Here is a 17,276-nt window from a genome sequence, read left to right on the forward strand (position 1 = left end):
ATCGGTCAGCCTAGCGAAGGCGGCGCCGCCTCGGCGATGAGGGAGCCGGACCAAATCCCGCTTACCCCGGACGCAAGAATCTCGATTCCTTCACGAGCGGATGCCGGAAATCCCGGCGGCAGGCCGCCTCAGCGATCTAGGCTGTGGCCATGGTGAGCCTGACCGCGGACATGAGTCCCCTGCATCCCGACCGCAACCTCGCACTGGAACTCGTGCGTGCGACCGAGGCCGCAGCCATCCGCTCTGTGCCGTTCATCGGCCGAGGCGCGAAGGAACTCGCCGACGGCGCGGCGGTCGACGCCATGCGAGCCTTCCTCACGACCGTGAACTTCGACGGGGTCATCGTGATCGGAGAGGGCGAGAAGGACAACGCGCCCATGCTGTACAACGGGGAGCACGTGGGAACCGGCCGCGGCCCGCAGTGTGACATCGCCGTCGACCCGATCGACGGGACCACGCTGACGGCAGAGGGACGCAACAATGCCCTGTCGGTGCTGGCCGTGGCGGACCGCGGCGCGATGCTCGATGCATCGTCCGTGTTCTACATGGACAAGATCGTGACGGGTCCGGCCGGTGTCGGCGTCGTCGACATCCGCCTCCCCGTGGGCGAGAACATTCGCCGGCTGGCGAAGGCGCTCGACAAGCCGATCGACGAGCTCGTCGTGTCGGTGCTCAATCGGCCGCGGCACGCGCAGCTGATCGACGACATCCGTGCCGCCGGTGCCGGCACCCGACTGATGAGTGACGGCGATGTGGCCGGTGGCATCAACGCGGCCCGCTACAACGCCCGCACCGACATGTGCATCGGGATCGGCGGGAGCCCGGAGGGTGTCGCCACAACGTGCGCGATCAAGGCGCTCGGCGGGCACATCCAGGGACGGCTCTGGGCGCGCGACGACGAAGAGAAGCAGAAGGGCATCGACGCGGGGCTGCGCCTCGATGACTACGTGTACGAGGCGGACGAGCTCGTCAAGGGCACGAACACGATCTTCGTCGCGACCGGTGTGACCAACGGTGAACTGGTCAGCGGCGTGCGCCGCTCCGGCCCGGACTACATCATCACGGAGAGCGTCGTGCTGCGCGGCGCGTCGGGCACCCTCCGTCGCATCACCTCGGAACACCTCGCCTCCAAGTGGCTCTGACCCCCTCCTGAGACGTCGGTCCTCGCCGCCCTCGCGCGCTCACCACGTCTCGCGGCCAGAACGCGGGCTGCGGGACTCGCGGCGCGGGCGGGCCGATCCGGCGGCGCGCGGCGGCACTCAGGACACGGACGGTTCTGTCTGGCAGACTGTCACCGGTGTCATCGGAGACACGTTGGTCGTCCACACACTCCGGGGGTCACATGTCCACTGCTTCGAATAATCCGCGTACCGGTCAGATCGCGGTGCCGCTCGACCCCGCGCGCCGACCCGACGTGCTGTTGCGTCGACGTGCGCCCGAGGGGCACCAAGTCAGCGCGTGGTGGATGATCGGCGCATTCGTGTTCGTGTCGCTCTCGGTCGTCGGGCTCCTCAACTTCTTCCCCGGCTGAGCCGCTCGCCGGAGTCGGCCTCGACGCCTGTCTCGTCGAGCCGTGTGCGCATCTCGCCGAGGTCCGCGGTGACCGGTGTGAGCTCATCAGCGGTGAGCCGACGTGTTGCCGTATCGACCCGCGCCGGTGCGGCAACGGTGTCGAGCTTTGTGTCATCGATGCCGGGGAATTTCCGCGCGGTGACGAGCACCCGACTTTCCAGCGAACCGGCGAAGCGGTTGTAGCTGTCGACCGTGCGTTCGATGGCGCGGCGCAGATCGTCGGCGTGGCCCGCGAGACTGCCGAGGCGCTGGTACAACTCAGTGCCCAGCGCGAACAGTGTGCGCGCCTCGTCAGACACATCCTGCTGCGTCCAGGTGTACGCCACCGTCTTGAGCACGGCCCACAGGTTGACGGGGGAGGCGAGGGCGACCCGCCGACCGAAGGCATAGTCAAGAAGGGCGGGATCTTCCTCGAGTGCGGCGGCCAGGAGCGACTCGCTCGGAATGAAGCAGACGACGAATTCGGGGCTCGACGAAAGCCCCGCCCAGTACGCCTTCTTCGCGAGGGCGTCGACGTGTGCGCGGACGGCCTTCACATGCTGCGCGAGCAGGGCCTTCCGGCGTGCGCCTTCCGCGCCCGTCGCGGTCAGCGGGATCGCGCTAGCTTCGAGATACGCATTCAGCGGCACCTTCGCGTCGACGGCGAGTGCCTTGTCTCCCGGGAGACGGACGACGAGGTCGGGGCGGCCGACGCCGGCATCCGACCCGATCGTTGTTTGCGTCTCGAAGTCCACGAAGCGGGTCAGCCCGGCCGATTCGACGATGCGGCGAAGCTGGGTTTCGCCCCAGACGCCGCGTGCGGAGGTGGAGCGCAGAGCTCCGGCCAGTGATTCGGTTGTCGTCCGCAGAGCTTCGTCGGACTCCTGCGCACGGCGCAACTGTTCGGCGAGAGAACCGAACTGTTCACGGCGCTCCCGCTCGAGCTCGTCGACCTTGCCCTGCATGGCCTGCAGGCTCTCTTGAACGGGAGCCAGGGCGCGCAGCACCTGCTGCTCGCGTCGCTCGCGTTCATCTCTCGCCGCGCTGTCGGCCCGCGCCTGCGTGCCCAGCTCGCGTGTGAGTTCCCTCTGCTGGTCGAGCTGTTCGCCGAGCGCGGCTGCTCCGGCCTCCGCCGCAGCGACGCGGGACAGGAGACTCGCGCTCTCACGGGCGGCGCGCTCCGCAACACGCGCTCCGCCGGCGAACCACCCGGCGAGGAGACCCGCGAACAGGCTGGCGACGATGAGGGCGGTGACGATGGCGGCATCCATGTGCTCAGCATGCCCCGAGCCGCCGACATCGGCGGGATTCAGCGCGTGGCGAGAGGTGTGGAGGTCGGCGGTGTCAGCTGTGGCACGCGCACACCGAGCAGCATCGCGAGCTCGACCACATCTTGTGCTCCAGCCCGCTGAGCGGCGTCGATCATGATGTGCGCGCATGCGAGCGCATCGGCTGCCGCATCGTGGTGGGCGAAATCGAGGAACCCGGCCGCGGCGGCGACGAACGGCAGCCGATAAGACGGCAAATCGTAGGTCTTGCGTGAGATCTGCAGGCTGCACACGTAGCGATAAGGCGGACAGACATCCCGCGTTGCTTCGCACGCGCGGCGCAACACCGACATGTCGAACCCGGCGTTGTGAGCGACCACGACATCGTCACCGATGAAGGCGGTGAGTGCCGCCAACTGGTCGGACCATCCGGGCGCGCCGGCGACATCCTCGGCGCGGATCCCGTGAATGCTGGTGTTCAGCTCGAAGAAGCGCTCATGCCCGACCGGCGGCTGGATCAGCCATCCTGCCGTCGCCACGACGCGACCGTCTCTGACCCGGGTGAGTCCCACCGCGCAGGCCGAGGCGCTCGAGGAATTCGCCGTTTCGAAGTCGATGGCGGTGAAGTCCAGGGGCACGTCTCCACCCTCGCGCGGGCGTCCGACATCGGTGGGACGCCACGCCGCCCGGCGACGACCCGGCCGCCGCGTAGACTGACATCCCGTGGCTCTTACCATCGGAATCGTCGGTCTCCCCAACGTCGGCAAGTCGACGCTCTTCAACGCTCTCACCAAGAACGACGTGCTCGCGGCGAACTACCCGTTCGCGACGATCGAGCCCAACGTCGGCGTCGTGAACCTGCCTGACCCGAGGCTCGGGAAGCTCGCCGAGATCTTCCACTCCGAGCGGATCCTGCCGGCGGCCGTATCGTTCGTCGATATCGCGGGCATCGTCCGCGGCGCGAGCGAAGGGGAGGGGCTCGGCAACAAGTTCCTCGCCAACATCCGCGAGGCCGACGCGATCGCGCAGGTCGTGCGTGGATTCGCCGACGGTGACGTCGTGCACGTCGATGGTGCGGTCAACCCGCAGAACGACATGGAGACGATCAACGCCGAGCTCCAGCTCGCGGACCTCGAGACGCTCGAGAAGGCGATCACCCGGTACGAGAAGGAAGTCAAGGGACGCAAGCTCGACCCGGTGGTCCTTGAGACGGCGGTCGCCGCCCGCGACGCGCTGCAGCGCGGTGAGCTCCTGTCGGCGTCCAAGATCGACCTCGCCCCTATCCGTGAACTCGGGTTGCTGACCGCGAAGCCCTTCATCTTCGTCTTCAACGTCGACGAGACGGTCCTGACGGATGCCGCCCGCACCGCCGAGCTCGCCGCCTTGGTCGCGCCGGCGAAAGCGGTCTTCCTCGACGCGAAGATCGAGTCGGAGCTCATTGACCTCGATCCGGAGGATGCCGCTGAGCTCCTGGCATCCACGGGCCAGACCGAATCGGGACTCGACCAGCTCGCCCGTATCGGGTTCGACACTCTGGGCCTCCAGACCTACCTCACGGCGGGTCCGAAGGAAGCGCGGGCCTGGACGATCGGCAAAGGCTGGAAGGCTCCCGCGGCAGCCGGTGTCATCCACACCGACTTCGAAAAGGGCTTCATCAAGGCGGAGGTCATCAGCTTCGACGACCTCGTCGCAACCGGATCGGTCGCCGAAGCGCGCGCGAAAGGCAAGGCGCGCCTGGAGGGCAAGGACTACGTCATGCAGGATGGCGACGTGGTGGAGTTCCGGTTCAACGTCTGAGTCCGGGGGAGGCCCTGATCGAGCGCGAAAAGGGGCATACAAGCGCTCCGTTAGGGTCTGGTTGCTGAAGTCCGCTGATCAGTGGGGAGCGGCGCGGGGGATGCGGCCGGAAAAAGCAGTCGCACCAGCATCCAGCCCAGCGCGCCGCCGATGAGCTGCGCGGCGATGTACGGCAGGACGGATGCCGGCGCGATGCCAGCGAAGGTATCGGTGAAGGCGCGCCCGATCGTGATAGCGGGGTTGGCGAAGCTCGTCGATGACGTGAAGAAGTAGGCCGCGCCGATGTAGGCGCCGACTGCGGGTCCGGCGAGGTAGGAGCGATCGGTGCGCACGAGCGCGAAGATCAGCAGAACGAGGCCGGCAGTGGCGACGACCTCCGCGAGAAGGTGCGGCGCTGAGGCGCGGTCGGTAGTGCTCCACGCGATGGCAGGAGCTGCGAACATCAGGTTCGCGAGGACGGTTCCCCCGATGCAGCCGAGGATCTGGGACGGGATGTATGCCGCGGTGAGCGGTACGCCCTTGCGATGCAGTGCGGCATCCACGAGGGAGACCACCGGGTTGAAATGCGCGCCGGAGACGGTCTGAAACAGCACGATGAGCACCGCCAATCCGAGCGCCGTGGCGAAGGCGTTCTCGAAAAGCTGGAGGCCGATGTCCGACGGGGAGAGGTTCTGCGCGGCGATGCCGGAGCCGACGACGACGGCGGCCAAGAGTGCGCTGCCCAGAAACTCGCCGGTGAGGGCGCGAGCTGTGTCTGCGTTCATGAGGCGGTCGGCCGCCAGTGCGGAAGCCGGGCGTCATCCGTGCCCACAGAAACCAGGATCAGGTCGGGAGTCGTCCGCATATATAGATGCTACTCGATATATCCCGCACGCCTGGTGTTGCACTCCATCCGTGCGGGGAAGCCGTATCGCCCGTCGCGTCACCGCGAATGAATAGACTTGGGTCTATGGGCGATGGTGTGGTGGCTTCGGATCTGTCTGTGCTGGCGGATCCGACGCGCGCGCGCATTCTGAGACTGATCCGGGATTCGACCGACGGTCGTGCGTTGGTCGGCGAGCTCGCCACCACGCTGGAGCTGCGACAGCCCACGGTCAGTCACCATATGAAGGCCCTGGCCGACGAAGGTATCGTGCAGCGGCAGCCCGAGGGTCGGCGCGTTTGGTACTCGCTGGATCCCCGCCACGCCGACCGTGTGCACGCCCTGTTGGGTGATGAAGCTGGCGCCGGCCCCGAGCTCGATCTCCCTCGCGTCATCGCGAACCTGAGCGAGCGCTACCGTGGCACGTTCGGTAAAGAGACGGTGGAGCGCTACGTGCGAGAGAGTCACAAGCTCCTCTCCGAGACGAGTTCGACCGGTCTCCTCGGTTCGCGCACTGCCACATTCGCGACGGTGCGGCTGGACGCCCTAGCTCGTTCGGCCTCGGCTGACAGGGTCGTACCCGAGGTGCTTTTCGTCTGTGTGGAAAATGCCGGTCGATCTCAGCTCGCTGCCGGGCTCCTCCGGCAGCTCGCCGGAGAGCGTGTTCTCGTTCGCACCGCGGGGTCGGCCCCGATTGGTGCGGTGCGCGCCAATATCGTCACCGCGCTGGATGAAATCGGGATCGCACTGGGGGAGGAGTTTCCCAAGCCGCTCACTGACGAGGCCGTGCGGGCCGCTGACGTCGTCGTCACGATGGGATGCGGTGATGCCTGCCCGGTGTACCCCGGTCGCAGGTACCTCGACTGGGATCTGGAAGACCCGGTCGGCAAGCCCATCGATACGGTGCGTGCTCTTCGCGACGATATCGAGGCGCGGGTCAGGGTTCTGCTGGCCGATCTGGTCCCGGCCTGATCGTTCACCTCGCGTTCTTTTGAAAAGATAGATCCTGGTCTATGCTTTTCCTTGAGGAAAGCGAGACCCCATGTCCATCAAGCCCACAGTCCTGTTCGTTTGCGTCCACAATGCCGGCCGTTCCCAGATGGCCGCGGGCTATCTCCATGCGCTGAGCGGCGGGGACATCGACGTTCTCTCCGCAGGGTCGGCGCCCAAAGATCAGATCAATCCGGTCGCGATCGAGGCGATGGCCGAAGAAGGCATCGACATCGCGAACAACACACCCAAGGTGTTGACGGTCGACGCTGTCAAAGAATCCGACGTCGTGATCACGATGGGCTGCGGTGACGTGTGCCCGATCTTCCCCGGCAAGCGCTATGAAGACTGGGAGCTGGATGACCCGGCCGGCCAGGGCATCGACGCGGTCCGACCGATCCGTGACGAGATCCGCGCTCGCATCGAAAACCTCCTCGCCGAGCTTCTCCCGGCCCGGGGTGGGGCGTGAACCTCCGTCGCGCGCGCGCCGTGCTCGGCGCGACGGCAGTGCTCTCGTTGTCCGTGACACTCAGCGCCTGCACAGGCGAAGCATCCAGCAACACCGGTGAGGGTCTCAGTGGGACCGTCGTCACCGACGGATCGTCCACGGTCGAGCCGCTGACCGACGCCGCCGCCTACCTGTTCGCGGGGACGGAACCGGACGTCGACGTGGTCGCGACCATCACGGGCACGACGGCGGGATTTCGGGCGTTCTGCGATGGAGAGACCGATATCTCGAACGCCTCGCGAGCGATCTCGGAGGACGAGAAGGCTGCGTGTGGCGACGCCGGCGTCGACTACACCGAGATCGTCGTCGCGAATGACGGCCTGTCCGTGATCCTGAACCCCGAGAACGACTGGGCGACGGACCTGACCGTTGAGCAGCTCGCCATGATCTGGGCGCCCGCATCCGAAGGTGAGATCCTCACCTGGAGTCAGGTCGACCCCGCCTTCCCCGACGAGCCGCTCGTGCTGTTCGGCGCGGGCCAGGACTCGGGAACACTCGACTACTTCAGCGCCGAGATCAACGGTGAAGAAGGCGCCATCCGCGCAGACTACTTCGCATCCGAAGACGACAATCTGACAGTGGCGGGGGTCGCGGAGAACCGCGGCGGCATCGGGTTCCTCGGCCTCAGTTACGTCGAGGCCAATACCGACGCCGTCATCGCGGCATCGATTGACGGCGTTTCGCCGACCGTCGAGACGGTGCAAGACGGCAGCTATACGCCGCTCAGTCGTCCGCTGTTCATCTACGTCAACAACGCGTCCTACGCGGACAAGCCGCAGGTGAAGGGCTTCGTCAACTTCTACGTCGACAACGCGGCGAACGTGGCCGCGCGAGCACTCGTGGTGCCGCTCACCGACGAGCAAGTCGGCGTCGCGCAGGAAGAACTCGCGTCCCTCGGTTGACCCTCGCCCACGACCCTCTCCACGGACCCTGAGACAGGACTGACTTATGCACATCGTCGCCATCGGCGGCAGCGACGCGGGGATTTCCGCCGCGCTCCGCGCCCGTGAGCTGGACCCCTCGGTCGACGTGACCGTGGTGGTCGCCGACGAGTATCCGAACTACTCGATCTGCGGCATCCCGTACTACTTCTCCGGCGATGTCCAGCCGTGGCAATCGCTCGCGCACCGCACCCACGCCGACCTCGAGGCGACCGGAATGAGGCTCCGGCTGGGGACCCTCGCCACCCGCATTGATGCTGCGGCCCACACGCTGACCGTCCGCGATCAGGCGGGGGAGAGCCAGATCGCGTATGACGAGCTGATCGTCGGCACGGGAGCCCTTCCCGCATTCGCCGGCATCCATGGTCTCGACACGCTCGGGCCCGACGACGGGGTCCACGTCATCCATTCGATGGGCGACACCTTCGCGCTGGATGCGCACCTCACCCAACGTGACCCGAGCACCGCGATCATCATCGGCGCGGGGTACGTGGGCCTCGAGATGGCGGAAGGCTTCCGGGCGCGGGGGATGCGGGTGATTCAGCTGCAGCGTGGACCCGAAGTGCTTTCCACCCTCGACCCTGAACTTGCCGCCACCGTGCACGCCGAACTGCTCGAGCACGGCGTGGAGGTGCACACGAACACCACCGTGACAGCGGTGGAGAAAACCGACTCGGGGTTGTTCGTGCGGGCGGAGCATCTCGGCCAGCCGGTTACACACACCGCCGAGCTCGTCCTCGCTGTCGTCGGTGTTCGGCCCAACACGGCGCTCCTCAAGGATGCGGGTGCGCGGCTCGGAGTCGGCCGTGCCGTCGTCGTCGACGAGCAGATGCGCACGGGCATTCCGCACGTGTTCGCGGCGGGCGATGGCATCGTCACTCATCATCGCCTTCTCGGCGTGACCTACCTTCCGCTCGGCACGACTGCGCACAAGCAAGGCCGCATCGCCGGAGAGAACGCGCTCGGCGGACAGCGGCGCTTCGCCGGGTCGGTCGGCACTCAAGTGGTGAAGGTCTTCGATGTCGTCGCGGCACGCACCGGGCTGCGCGACCACGAAGCCGTCGCAGCAGGGTTCGCACCGGCGACGTCGGAAGCCGTCGCGGATGATCACAAGCGTTATTACCCCGGCGCGCAGCCGATCGCGATAAGAATCACCGGCGACACGCAGTCCGGCCTTCTCCTCGGGGCCCAACTAATCGGGCGGCTGGGTACCGAAACCGCGAAGCGCGTCGACACCTATTCGACCGCACTGTTCGGCGGGCTGACCGTGGAGCAGGTCTCGGATCTCGATCTCTCCTATACGCCCCCTCTCGGGTCCCCGTGGGATGCCGTCCAAATAGCCACCCAGGCGTGGTCTCGCGCCCATGTCCCTACAGGAGTCTCCGCATGACTGCATCGCCGACCGTCCTTTTCATCTGCACGCACAACGCGGGCCGCTCCCAACTCGGTGCGCACCTGCTCGCCCACGTCGCCGGCGGCAGCGTGACCGCGACCAGCGCCGGCGTCTCGCCCGCCGAGCACATCAATCCCGTCGTGGCGGAAGCGCTCGGCGAGCTCGGCATCGACACGTCAGAAGCGAGCCCCCGCGCCGTCACCGTCGCGGACCTCGCCTCGGCCGACGTCGTGGTGACCATGAAGCCCGGACTCTCCTTGCCGGGACCCGTCGTCGGCGAGCTGGTGGAGTGGTCCTTCGCTGACCCTGAGAACTGGGGTATCAACGGCGTGCGTGAGCTCCGAGACCGGGTCCTCGCGAAGGTCCGCACCCTGGTTCCCGCAGGTAGCTGAGGCGCTCAGTCGCGCAGCTGCGCCAGGATCTCGTGCGGGCCGGTGCCGGTGTGCTCCGTGACCACGTCGCGCTCGACGCGGAGCATCGCAAACTCGGCGATGTTGACATGGCGTCGGGTCGGCGGGATTCCGCGGAAAGCTCCCGTGTGGGTGCCGGCGCCACGGAGGTGCACGGCGATCCGGTCGTCTTCGGCGACAAGCTGGATGCGGCGCCAGCGCCAGTCGGGGAACCCGCGGAAGAGGTCCTCGATGTCGGTGATCCAGGCATCCGCCCCGCCGGGCAGGTGCGCGCGGCGCACGGCGGGGGAGAGGAATCCGCGGATCGCACCGAGGTCATGCCGATTGCACGCGTCGAGGAAGTCGGCGTGCCAGGCATGCAGCTCCCACGATTCCATCGGACCAGGCTACGCGTCCCGGATCCCGCGATCTCCACGTGCACGCGCTGAGGACATGTGCTCAATTGAGGAGGGATGCCGGGCATCCGTCCTCACGCGTGGACATCTCCTCATCCACAGACCGCCGCAGGGCGACGGGTCCGCCCGGCAGCCTGAGAGGATGGCGGGATGACCGCAACACTCGTGGCCCGCGGCGTCGCCGGCGGCTACGGCCACCGCACACTGTTCGATGCGCTCGACCTCACCGTCGCTCCCGGCGACGTCGTGGGAGTCGTCGGCGCGAACGGCGCGGGAAAATCCACCCTGCTCCGCCTGCTCGCTGGCATTGACGAGCCGCAGGAGGGCACTGTCTCGCTCGCGCCGACCGACGCGTTCGTAGGCTGGCTACCGCAAGAACACGAGCGCCTCGCGGGCGAGAGCGTGGCGGGGTACATTTCGCGGCGGACCGGTTGCGCCGCCGCGGCGGCCGAGATGGATGCCGCGGCCCTCGCCTTCGCGGATCCGGCGCTCGCCGCGCCCGGTACCGACCCGGCCGACGCGTACTCCGCGGCGCTCGATCGCTGGATGGCGAGCGGTGCCGCCGACCTCGACGAGCGGATGCCGGTGGTCCTCGCCGAGCTCGGACTCCACCTCGGGACGACCGCACTGATGACGTCCCTGTCGGGAGGGCAAGCGGCCCGCGTGGGGCTCGCAGCGCTCCTGCTCTCACGCTTCGACATCGTGCTGCTCGACGAACCCACAAACGATCTCGACCTCGACGGACTCGAACGGCTCGAAGCTTTCGTCCGCGGGCTTCGGGGCGGAGTGGTGCTCGTCAGCCACGATCGGGAGTTCCTCGCCCGATGCGTCACGCGCGTGCTCGAGCTCGACCTCGCACAGCACTCGAACCGCGTGTTCGGCGGCGGTTACGACGCCTATCTCGAAGAACGTGCGACCCTGCGTCGCCATGCGCGTGAGAAGTACGAGGAGTTCGCCTCGACCAAGGCTGATCTCGTCGGACGCGCCCGCACGCAGCGCGAGTGGTCGAGTCAGGGTGTGCGCAACGCGATGAAGAAGTCACCCGACAACGACAAGATCCGGCGGAAGGCCGCGACCGAGTCGAGCGAGAAGCAAGCGCAGAAGGTACGTCAGATAGAAAGCCGCATCGCGCAGCTCGACGAGGTGGAGGAGCCCCGCAAGGAGTGGCAGCTCGAGTTCACGATCGGTGCAGCCCCGCGCTCGAGCACGGTGGTCTCCACGCTCAGCGGCGCCGTGTTCCGCCAGGGCGACTTCACACTCGGCCCCGTCTCGCTGCAGGTCATCGCGGGGGAGCGGATCGGCATCACGGGACCCAACGGCGCCGGCAAGTCGACGCTCCTGCGTGCACTCCTGGGCACCCAGCATCCCGACGCCGGAACGGCGAGTCTCGGCGCGAATGTGCAGATCGGGGAGATCGACCAGGCGCGGTCCTCGCTCACCGGGTCGGCGCCGCTCGCCGTCGCGTTCGAGGCGCTGGTGCCCGAACTCAACTCGGGGGAGGTCCGGACGCTCCTCGCGAAGTTCGGCCTCATCGCCGATCATGTGACCCGGCCCGTCGATGACATCTCTCCGGGCGAGCGCACGCGCGCCGCTCTCGCGCTTCTGCAAGCCCGGGGAGTCAACGTTCTCGTGCTCGACGAACCGACGAACCACCTCGATCTGCCGGCGATCGAGCAACTCGAGCAGGCCCTCGAGTCCTACACGGGCACCCTGTTGCTCGTGACCCACGATCGGCGCCTGCTCCAGGCCGTGCACACCGACCGGAAATGGCGGGTCGAGGCCGGCGTCGTCACCGAAGTCTGAGGCAGCACCGCTCGGGCACCTGCGCGACGTCGAGCGGCTCAGTCGTATGTCCGGTTGGCTCGACGGTGCCACACCTGTCCCACGCGAGCACAGCTGCCCCACGCGCCATGCGACTGAGCCGCCACGACGGCCGGAATCGGACTCAGCGGCCCTGACGCTTCTTGTAGGGCTTCGGCTGGCCCTTCACGATCGGGGCGCGGCCGACACCCTTGGACGCCTTCGCTTTGCCGCCGCCGGTCTTCTTCGGCGTGGTCGCGATTGCCGGGGCATCCGCGATGCGGCGGTGTGCTTCGTCGAGCAGGAGTGTGCCCGCCGCAGTAAGGGTCCAGGGAGTGCGGTCGCGGTCGATGAGCTCGTGCCCGACCGCGGTCTCGAGCCGCTCGATCGAGGCGTACAGCGCCGTGAGCGATACACCGAGCGCGGCGGCAGCGCGCGGGAAATGGAGCCCCGCCGCGTGCAGAGCCACGAAACGCTGCAGATCGGCGAGCTTCACGCGGACTCCTCGGGGCTGGACGGCACGCGTCCACGATACGCGAACGTCCTCCATGCCTCGCCCCGGAGACCGTCGGGAGCCCTCGGTAGACTGACGTGGCCGGCGCGAGCTGCCGTCGGCCGCCAGGTGACAGGGAGAAACGACAGTGACGCACGAGCGCCAGACCTTCGAGCCAGACGGTCGCGCCGTCGCCTACATCGACGAGGGCTCCGGCCCCGCGGTCGTGCTGCTCCCGGCAGCCGGTCTCGACTTCGCCTACCTGGGTACGCTCGCCAGCATCCTCGTTGAGGAAGACTTCCGCGTCGTGCGCATCGGGTCACGCGCGGCGGGCCCCGCCACGATGCACGATCTCGCGCAGGACGTCGTGGACGTCCTCACCGCGCTCGGGATCGACGACGCCTGGATCGGCGGCCACGCGTTCGGCGGAGCCGTGGCCCGCACGGTTGCGCTCGATCACCACGATCACGTCAACGGCATCCTCCTTCTCGGTGTGGAAGCCGGTACCCCCGCCGATCGCAGGGAGGCCTTCACCGCCGTCTTCGGCGAGGGCTTTGCGCCCGATGCCGCGCTCGAAGCGATGCAGACGACCGCGCTCTCATCGACACCGACGCCCGAGTGGGCCACGATCGCACCGGATACGCCGACGCTCGTCATCCAGGGTGGCAGCGACGACATCACGCCGCCCGACAACGGACTTGCGTTGCAGGCATCCGCCCCGGCGCTGGTGAGTGTCACGTCGGTCGATGACGCCGGACACCTGTTCGTGCTCACGCATCCTGGTGAAACGTCGTGGTTCATCGAGGATTATCTCGACTGGGACTGAATCGGTCCATCCGTGCGACCGAGGTCTAGCATGGAGGGATGGCTACCTCAAACCTCCCCGCTCCCACGCTTCAGCCCGTCCCCGATGAGAAGAACCTGCTCGTCGTCGCCGAAGAGGGCGAGTCCTGCTGCGGCGGGGGATGCTGCAGCACGAACTGAGCTGACAGCGACCCGCCGCGGGCGGTTCAGTGTCCGACCGGCATGCCGTCGGGAGCATCGGCCGGCTTGCGGATCAGGAACGCGCTGATCAGCAGCGGTGTCCCGATGATCGCGGCCAGCAGGAACGCGGCACGCGCGCCTTCGGCTCCCGCGGCTGCTTCAGCAGCGCCAGACTCCACAGCGGCTACGCTCACGGACGACATCACCGAGATGAGCACCGCGATGCCGGCGGCTCCGGCGACCTGCTGCACGGTGGATACCGTCGCGCTGCCGTAGGAGTAGAACCGCGGTTCGAGTGAGCCGAGCGACGCGGTGAACAGCGGTGTGAACGACATCGCCAGTCCGATCGAGAGCACCGTCTGTGCGATGACGATCATCCAGACCGGCGTCGATTCGGTCAGCATCGTGAACGACCACAGGACGGTCAGCACGATGATCGTGCCCGGCAACAGCAGCACCCGCGTGCCACGTCGATCGTAGATGCGCCCGATCACGGGGCCGAGGAGACCCATCGCGAGTGCACCCGGCAACACGGCCAGTCCGGACTCGCTGGCCGACATCCCGAGCGTGCCCTGCAGGTACAGCGGCAGCGCAGTGATGACGCCGAAGAACGCGAGTGACATGACGGCGAAGTGCGCCACCGACAGCGAGAAGTTGCCGGAGCGGAAGATGCGGAGATCGAGCAACGCATCGTCCTTCTTCTGCAGGATCACCTGACGCCATGCGAACAGTCCCAGTGCGATGCCGCCGATCACCAGCGCGACGACGAGGGTCGTCGTGGATGCCGCCGCCTCAGCGGTGCTGCCGTGGCCGCCGCCAATCTGAGTGAGTCCGAAGACGAGACCACCGAAGCCGAACGCCGACAGGACCACGGACAGGATGTCGATCGGCGCGTGCGTCTGCTCGCCGATGTTGGGGATCCAGCGCACGCCGATCGCCAGTGCAACGATCGCGATCGGAAGCACGATGCCGAAGATCCATCGCCATGTCAGGTTGTCCAGCACGAGGCCGGCCATCGTCGGGCCGATCGCCGGAGCGAGCGAGATCACGACGCTGACGCGCCCCATCATCTGTCCGCGCAGGTGCGCGGGGACGACGGTCATGAGGGTCGTCATCAGCAGGGGCATGATGATCGCGGTACCGGATGCCTGGATGACCCGGCCGACCAGCAACACCTCGAAGCCCGGCGCGAGGAACGCGACGAGTGTGCCGGCGGTGAACAGGCTCATCGCGGCGGTGAACATGGTGCGCGTCGTGAAGCGGCGCAGCAGGAATCCGGTCGTCGGGATCACGACGGCCATCGTCAGCATGAAGGCGGTCGTCAGCCACTGAGCGGCCACCGCCGTGATGCCCAGGTCATCGATGAGATGCGGGATGGCCACACCCATCGTTGTCTCATTGAGAATCGCGACGAACGCCGCGATCAGCAACAACCAGATGACGCGGTTCTGATCCGGCGTGATCGTGGTGCCCGAAGGGACGGTCGTGATATCGGACGTGGCGGTCATGCGGGGTCTCCTCGGGTGACGTGCAGACAGGGGAGCGCGCCGCGGACAGCCGGGCGAACCTCAAGCGGAACGCCGTGGGCGCTGTCGGTATTCCCGTGGAGGCGGAATCGGTCACTCAGGGATCGGTGACGTCATCGCTGGCGGCGTCATCTCATTCACCGTCGATGGAGGTCATGGCTACACCCTAGGCTGACGCGCATGGCTATCGGTGGAATGGGCGGCGGTCGTCCCGGAGGCGGCGGTTTCCGTGGAGTAGATGAGGCCGCGCAGAAGAAGCTGAACGCCGAGGCTCCCGAGATCCCCGATCTCGGCGCCCGTGTCGTCGCGCTCTTCCGACCGTATCTCGGACGCATCGTCATCACCGGCATCCTGGTGATCGCGGGGGCGGCGATCGGCGTCATCCCACCGCTGATCGTCCAGCGCATCTTCGATGATGCGCTCTTCCCGGTTGCCGGCGGCGGTCCGGATCTCGGTCTGCTCCTGCGGCTCGTGCTCATCATGATCGGCCTCTTCCTCCTGTCGGCGGTGCTCGGGGTCGCCCAGACGTGGTTCACCTCGACCGTCGGCAACGCGGTCACGGGAGATCTGCGGGTGAAGCTCTTCGAGCACCTGCAGGCGATGGAGCTCGGCTTTTTCACCCGCACCAAGACCGGCGTGATCCAGTCCCGTCTGCAAAACGACGTGGGGGGTGTGTCCGGTGTGCTCACCAACACGGTCACCAGCATCCTGGGCAACGTCGTGACGGTTGTTTCGGCCCTCGTCGCGATGATTCTCATCGACTGGCGGCTGACGCTGATCGCCGTCGTGATGATGCCCGTCTTGATCTTCGTGCAGCGCCGCGTCGGTCAGGTGCGCGCACGTATCGCGGGGCAGACGCAGGAGTCGCTGTCGGAGCTCACCTCGATCACGCAAGAGACGCTCAGTGTCTCCGGCATCCTGCTGTCGAAGGCGTTCAACCGTCAGCGCACCGAGTCGGCCCGCTACCGCGAAGAGAACACGAACCAGGTGCGACTGCAGGTGCAGCGCGCCATGAGCGGCCAGGGATTCTTCGCGGTCGTGCAGGTGATCATGGCATCCGTCCCGGCAGTCATCTATCTCGTGTCGGGTTACCTCATCGCGGGCGGCTCGGGCGCGATCACGGCGGGCACGGTCGTCGCCTTCACGACGGTGCAGGCGCGATTGCTCATGCCGCTCATGTCGCTCATGCGCGTGGCGCTTGATCTGCAGACCTCCCGTGCGCTGTTCGCGCGGATCTTCGAGTACCTCGACCTGAAGCCTGCGATCATCGACCGGGCCGACGCGATCACCGTCGCCGAGGCGCCGGGGCCGATGGGGCAGATCGAGTTCCGGGATGTGATGTTCCGGTATCCGGATGCCGCGGAAACCGCCCGCCCGACCCTCGGCGGCGTCTCTTTCGTGGCCCAACACGGCCAACACGTCGCGTTCGTCGGGCCGTCGGGCGCGGGCAAGACGACGATCCTCTACCTTGCGCCGCGCCTGTACGAGGCGTCGGGCGGTGCCGTGCTCTTCAGCGGGGCCGACGTGCGCTCGCTCACTCAGGAATCGATCGTCGACCACGTGGGAATCGTCTCGCAGGAGACGTACCTCTTCCATGCCACGATCCGAGAGAACCTCCGCTACGCCAAGCCCGACGCGACCGACGCCGAACTTGAAGCGGCGTGCACCGCCGCGAACATCCACCACATCATCGCGAGCTTCGAGCACGGCTACGACACCGTCGTCGGCGAGCGTGGCTATCGGCTGTCCGGCGGCGAGAAGCAGCGGATCGCGATCGCGCGGGTGCTGTTGAAGGATCCTCCGGTTCTGCTGCTCGACGAGGCGACGAGCGCGCTCGACACGGTGTCCGAACGGGTCGTGCAGGAAGCGCTCGACAACGCTGCGCGCGGGCGCACGACCCTGTCGATCGCACATCGGCTGTCGACGGTGATCGGCGCGGATGTCATCCACGTCATCGAGGCCGGGCACATCGTCGAATCGGGCACCCACGCGGAGCTCCTCGCCCGCGGCGGGCTCTACGCGGAGCTCGCGGCGCAGCAGATGGCCGCCGCGCAGATCGACGGGTTCGAGGAGGCCGCCGGTCCGGCCGATCACCCCGACCGCCGCGCCGACCGGGCGCCGGCGGGGGCCGCGGGTCAGGACGCCGCACTCCTTCTCACCTCGGAGCTCGGCGACACGGGCGCGCTGCCCGTGCTGGAGCCGCCCGGCGACGAGCTCGTCGATCCGCCGCGGGCGCGGCATTCCTGATCCGGGGCGGCGTCGATCCGCCCGGCATGCCCGGACGGCACGGCATCACGGGTCGCGCGGCATGCCCGGGTCGCCCGGCATCACGGGCAAGATGTGTCGGTGGGATGCCGG

Annotated in this window: 17 protein-coding genes; 11 read left to right on the top strand and 6 right to left on the bottom strand. The window is 67.4% G+C overall.

Annotated elements, in window-relative coordinates; translation table 11 throughout:
- Positions 1-149: 149 nt before the first annotated feature.
- Both glpX and Q0653_RS00985 read left to right on the top strand, forming a co-directional pair.
- Positions 150-1,142 (top strand): class II fructose-bisphosphatase, encoded by a 993-nt coding sequence (gene glpX / locus Q0653_RS00980; RefSeq protein ID WP_298941944.1) that lies wholly within the window; start codon positions 150-152, stop codon positions 1,140-1,142.
- 200 nt (positions 1,143-1,342) lie between these two features.
- Entirely contained in the window at positions 1,343-1,531 is a 189-nt protein-coding gene (locus Q0653_RS00985) for a UDP-N-acetylmuramyl pentapeptide phosphotransferase (protein WP_298941946.1), read from the top strand.
- Here Q0653_RS00985 and Q0653_RS00990 read toward each other — a convergent pair.
- On the bottom strand, positions 1,512-2,822 hold the full coding sequence (locus Q0653_RS00990; RefSeq protein WP_298941949.1) for a DNA recombination protein RmuC: 1,311 nt from the start codon (positions 2,820-2,822) through the stop codon (positions 1,512-1,514). The two genes, Q0653_RS00985 and Q0653_RS00990, sit on opposite strands and share 20 nt — an antisense overlap.
- 38 nt (positions 2,823-2,860) lie before the next feature.
- Entirely contained in the window at positions 2,861-3,457 is a 597-nt protein-coding gene (locus tag Q0653_RS00995) for an exonuclease domain-containing protein (protein ID WP_298941950.1), read from the bottom strand.
- An 85-nt stretch (positions 3,458-3,542) separates the two neighbouring features.
- Here Q0653_RS00995 and ychF point away from each other — a divergent pair, with 85 nt between their 5' ends.
- Positions 3,543-4,616, top strand: a complete 1,074-nt coding sequence (gene ychF, locus Q0653_RS01000) for a redox-regulated ATPase YchF (protein ID WP_298941952.1) — start codon at positions 3,543-3,545, stop codon at positions 4,614-4,616.
- Between the two features lie 50 nt (positions 4,617-4,666).
- Here the strand turns inward: ychF and Q0653_RS01005 are convergent, their stop codons facing one another.
- The gene (locus tag Q0653_RS01005) at positions 4,667-5,380 is read right to left on the bottom strand and encodes an MIP/aquaporin family protein (protein ID WP_298741788.1); all 714 of its coding nucleotides are present in this window, start codon (positions 5,378-5,380) and stop codon (positions 4,667-4,669) included.
- 185 nt (positions 5,381-5,565) lie between these two features.
- On the opposite strand from Q0653_RS01005, the gene Q0653_RS01010 reads away from it, so the two are divergent.
- The 5 genes from Q0653_RS01010 (at position 5,566) to Q0653_RS01030 (ending at position 9,702) form a co-directional block, all read left to right on the top strand.
- Positions 5,566-6,450 carry a metalloregulator ArsR/SmtB family transcription factor gene (locus Q0653_RS01010; RefSeq protein WP_298741786.1) on the top strand — a complete coding sequence of 295 codons (885 nt, stop codon included), beginning with the start codon at positions 5,566-5,568 and terminating at the stop codon, positions 6,448-6,450.
- 70 nt (positions 6,451-6,520) lie between these two features.
- Complete coding sequence (locus Q0653_RS01015) at positions 6,521-6,937, top strand: arsenate reductase ArsC (RefSeq protein ID WP_298741784.1); 417 nt, start codon at positions 6,521-6,523, stop codon at positions 6,935-6,937.
- Positions 6,934-7,878 carry a PstS family phosphate ABC transporter substrate-binding protein gene (locus Q0653_RS01020; protein ID WP_298941956.1) on the top strand — a complete coding sequence of 315 codons (945 nt, stop codon included), beginning with the start codon at positions 6,934-6,936 and terminating at the stop codon, positions 7,876-7,878. The genes Q0653_RS01015 and Q0653_RS01020 overlap by 4 nt, the downstream gene beginning before the upstream one ends.
- Positions 7,879-7,924: 46 nt before the next feature.
- Positions 7,925-9,307, top strand: coding sequence for an FAD-dependent oxidoreductase (locus Q0653_RS01025; RefSeq protein ID WP_298741781.1), 1,383 nt, complete (start codon positions 7,925-7,927; stop codon positions 9,305-9,307).
- On the top strand, positions 9,304-9,702 hold the full coding sequence (locus Q0653_RS01030; protein WP_298741779.1) for a low molecular weight phosphatase family protein: 399 nt from the start codon (positions 9,304-9,306) through the stop codon (positions 9,700-9,702). Before Q0653_RS01025 ends, Q0653_RS01030 begins: the two co-directional genes overlap by 4 nt.
- A 5-nt stretch (positions 9,703-9,707) precedes the next feature.
- Here Q0653_RS01030 and Q0653_RS01035 read toward each other — a convergent pair whose 3' ends face one another.
- Positions 9,708-10,097: an ester cyclase gene (locus tag Q0653_RS01035; protein ID WP_298941959.1), complete on the bottom strand. Its 390-nt coding sequence runs from the start codon at positions 10,095-10,097 to the stop codon at positions 9,708-9,710.
- Positions 10,098-10,265: 168 nt separating this feature from the next.
- On the opposite strand from Q0653_RS01035, the gene Q0653_RS01040 reads away from it, so the two are divergent.
- Positions 10,266-11,918 (top strand): ABC-F family ATP-binding cassette domain-containing protein, encoded by a 1,653-nt coding sequence (locus Q0653_RS01040; RefSeq protein WP_298941961.1) that lies wholly within the window; start codon positions 10,266-10,268, stop codon positions 11,916-11,918.
- 142 nt (positions 11,919-12,060) lie between these two features.
- Here Q0653_RS01040 and Q0653_RS01045 read toward each other — a convergent pair whose 3' ends face one another.
- Positions 12,061-12,411, bottom strand: coding sequence for a LysR family transcriptional regulator (locus tag Q0653_RS01045; RefSeq protein ID WP_298941963.1), 351 nt, complete (start codon positions 12,409-12,411; stop codon positions 12,061-12,063).
- A 145-nt stretch (positions 12,412-12,556) separates the two neighbouring features.
- Here Q0653_RS01045 and Q0653_RS01050 point away from each other — a divergent pair, with 145 nt between their 5' ends.
- A complete protein-coding gene (locus Q0653_RS01050) occupies positions 12,557-13,234 on the top strand; it encodes an alpha/beta hydrolase (protein WP_298741770.1) in 678 nt (225 codons plus the stop codon).
- Between the two features lie 184 nt (positions 13,235-13,418).
- Here Q0653_RS01050 and Q0653_RS01055 read toward each other — a convergent pair whose 3' ends face one another.
- Complete coding sequence (locus Q0653_RS01055) at positions 13,419-14,900, bottom strand: DHA2 family efflux MFS transporter permease subunit (protein WP_298941965.1); 1,482 nt, start codon at positions 14,898-14,900, stop codon at positions 13,419-13,421.
- A gap of 198 nt (positions 14,901-15,098) precedes the next feature.
- Here Q0653_RS01055 and Q0653_RS01060 point away from each other — a divergent pair, with 198 nt between their 5' ends.
- Positions 15,099-17,165 (top strand): ABC transporter ATP-binding protein, encoded by a 2,067-nt coding sequence (locus tag Q0653_RS01060; RefSeq protein ID WP_298941967.1) that lies wholly within the window; start codon positions 15,099-15,101, stop codon positions 17,163-17,165.
- The last annotated feature ends 111 nt before the right edge of the window (positions 17,166-17,276 follow it).

It is taken from the genome of uncultured Microbacterium sp., assembly GCF_947488465.1.
In the GTDB taxonomy this organism is placed as follows: Bacteria; Actinomycetota; Actinomycetes; order Actinomycetales; family Microbacteriaceae; genus Microbacterium.

Excerpts from the sequence above, each read along its gene's own strand:
- Q0653_RS01030 (WP_298741779.1), top strand. The coding sequence starts at position 9,304 with ATGACTGCATCGCCGACCGTCCTTTTCATCTGCACGCACAACGCGGGC.
- Q0653_RS01015 (WP_298741784.1), top strand. The coding sequence starts at position 6,521 with ATGTCCATCAAGCCCACAGTCCTGTTCGTTTGCGTCCACAATGCCGGC.
- Q0653_RS01025 (WP_298741781.1), top strand. The coding sequence starts at position 7,925 with ATGCACATCGTCGCCATCGGCGGCAGCGACGCGGGGATTTCCGCCGCG.
- Q0653_RS01055 (WP_298941965.1), bottom strand. The coding sequence starts at position 14,900 with ATGACCGCCACGTCCGATATCACGACCGTCCCTTCGGGCACCACGATC.
- Q0653_RS00985 (WP_298941946.1), top strand. The coding sequence starts at position 1,343 with ATGTCCACTGCTTCGAATAATCCGCGTACCGGTCAGATCGCGGTGCCG.
- Q0653_RS00990 (WP_298941949.1), bottom strand. The coding sequence starts at position 2,822 with ATGGATGCCGCCATCGTCACCGCCCTCATCGTCGCCAGCCTGTTCGCG.
- Q0653_RS01060 (WP_298941967.1), top strand. The coding sequence starts at position 15,099 with ATGGCTATCGGTGGAATGGGCGGCGGTCGTCCCGGAGGCGGCGGTTTC.
- Q0653_RS01010 (WP_298741786.1), top strand. The coding sequence starts at position 5,566 with ATGGGCGATGGTGTGGTGGCTTCGGATCTGTCTGTGCTGGCGGATCCG.
- Q0653_RS01035 (WP_298941959.1), bottom strand. The coding sequence starts at position 10,097 with ATGGAATCGTGGGAGCTGCATGCCTGGCACGCCGACTTCCTCGACGCG.
- Q0653_RS01040 (WP_298941961.1), top strand. The coding sequence starts at position 10,266 with ATGACCGCAACACTCGTGGCCCGCGGCGTCGCCGGCGGCTACGGCCAC.
- Q0653_RS01005 (WP_298741788.1), bottom strand. The coding sequence starts at position 5,380 with ATGAACGCAGACACAGCTCGCGCCCTCACCGGCGAGTTTCTGGGCAGC.
- glpX (WP_298941944.1), top strand. The coding sequence starts at position 150 with ATGGTGAGCCTGACCGCGGACATGAGTCCCCTGCATCCCGACCGCAAC.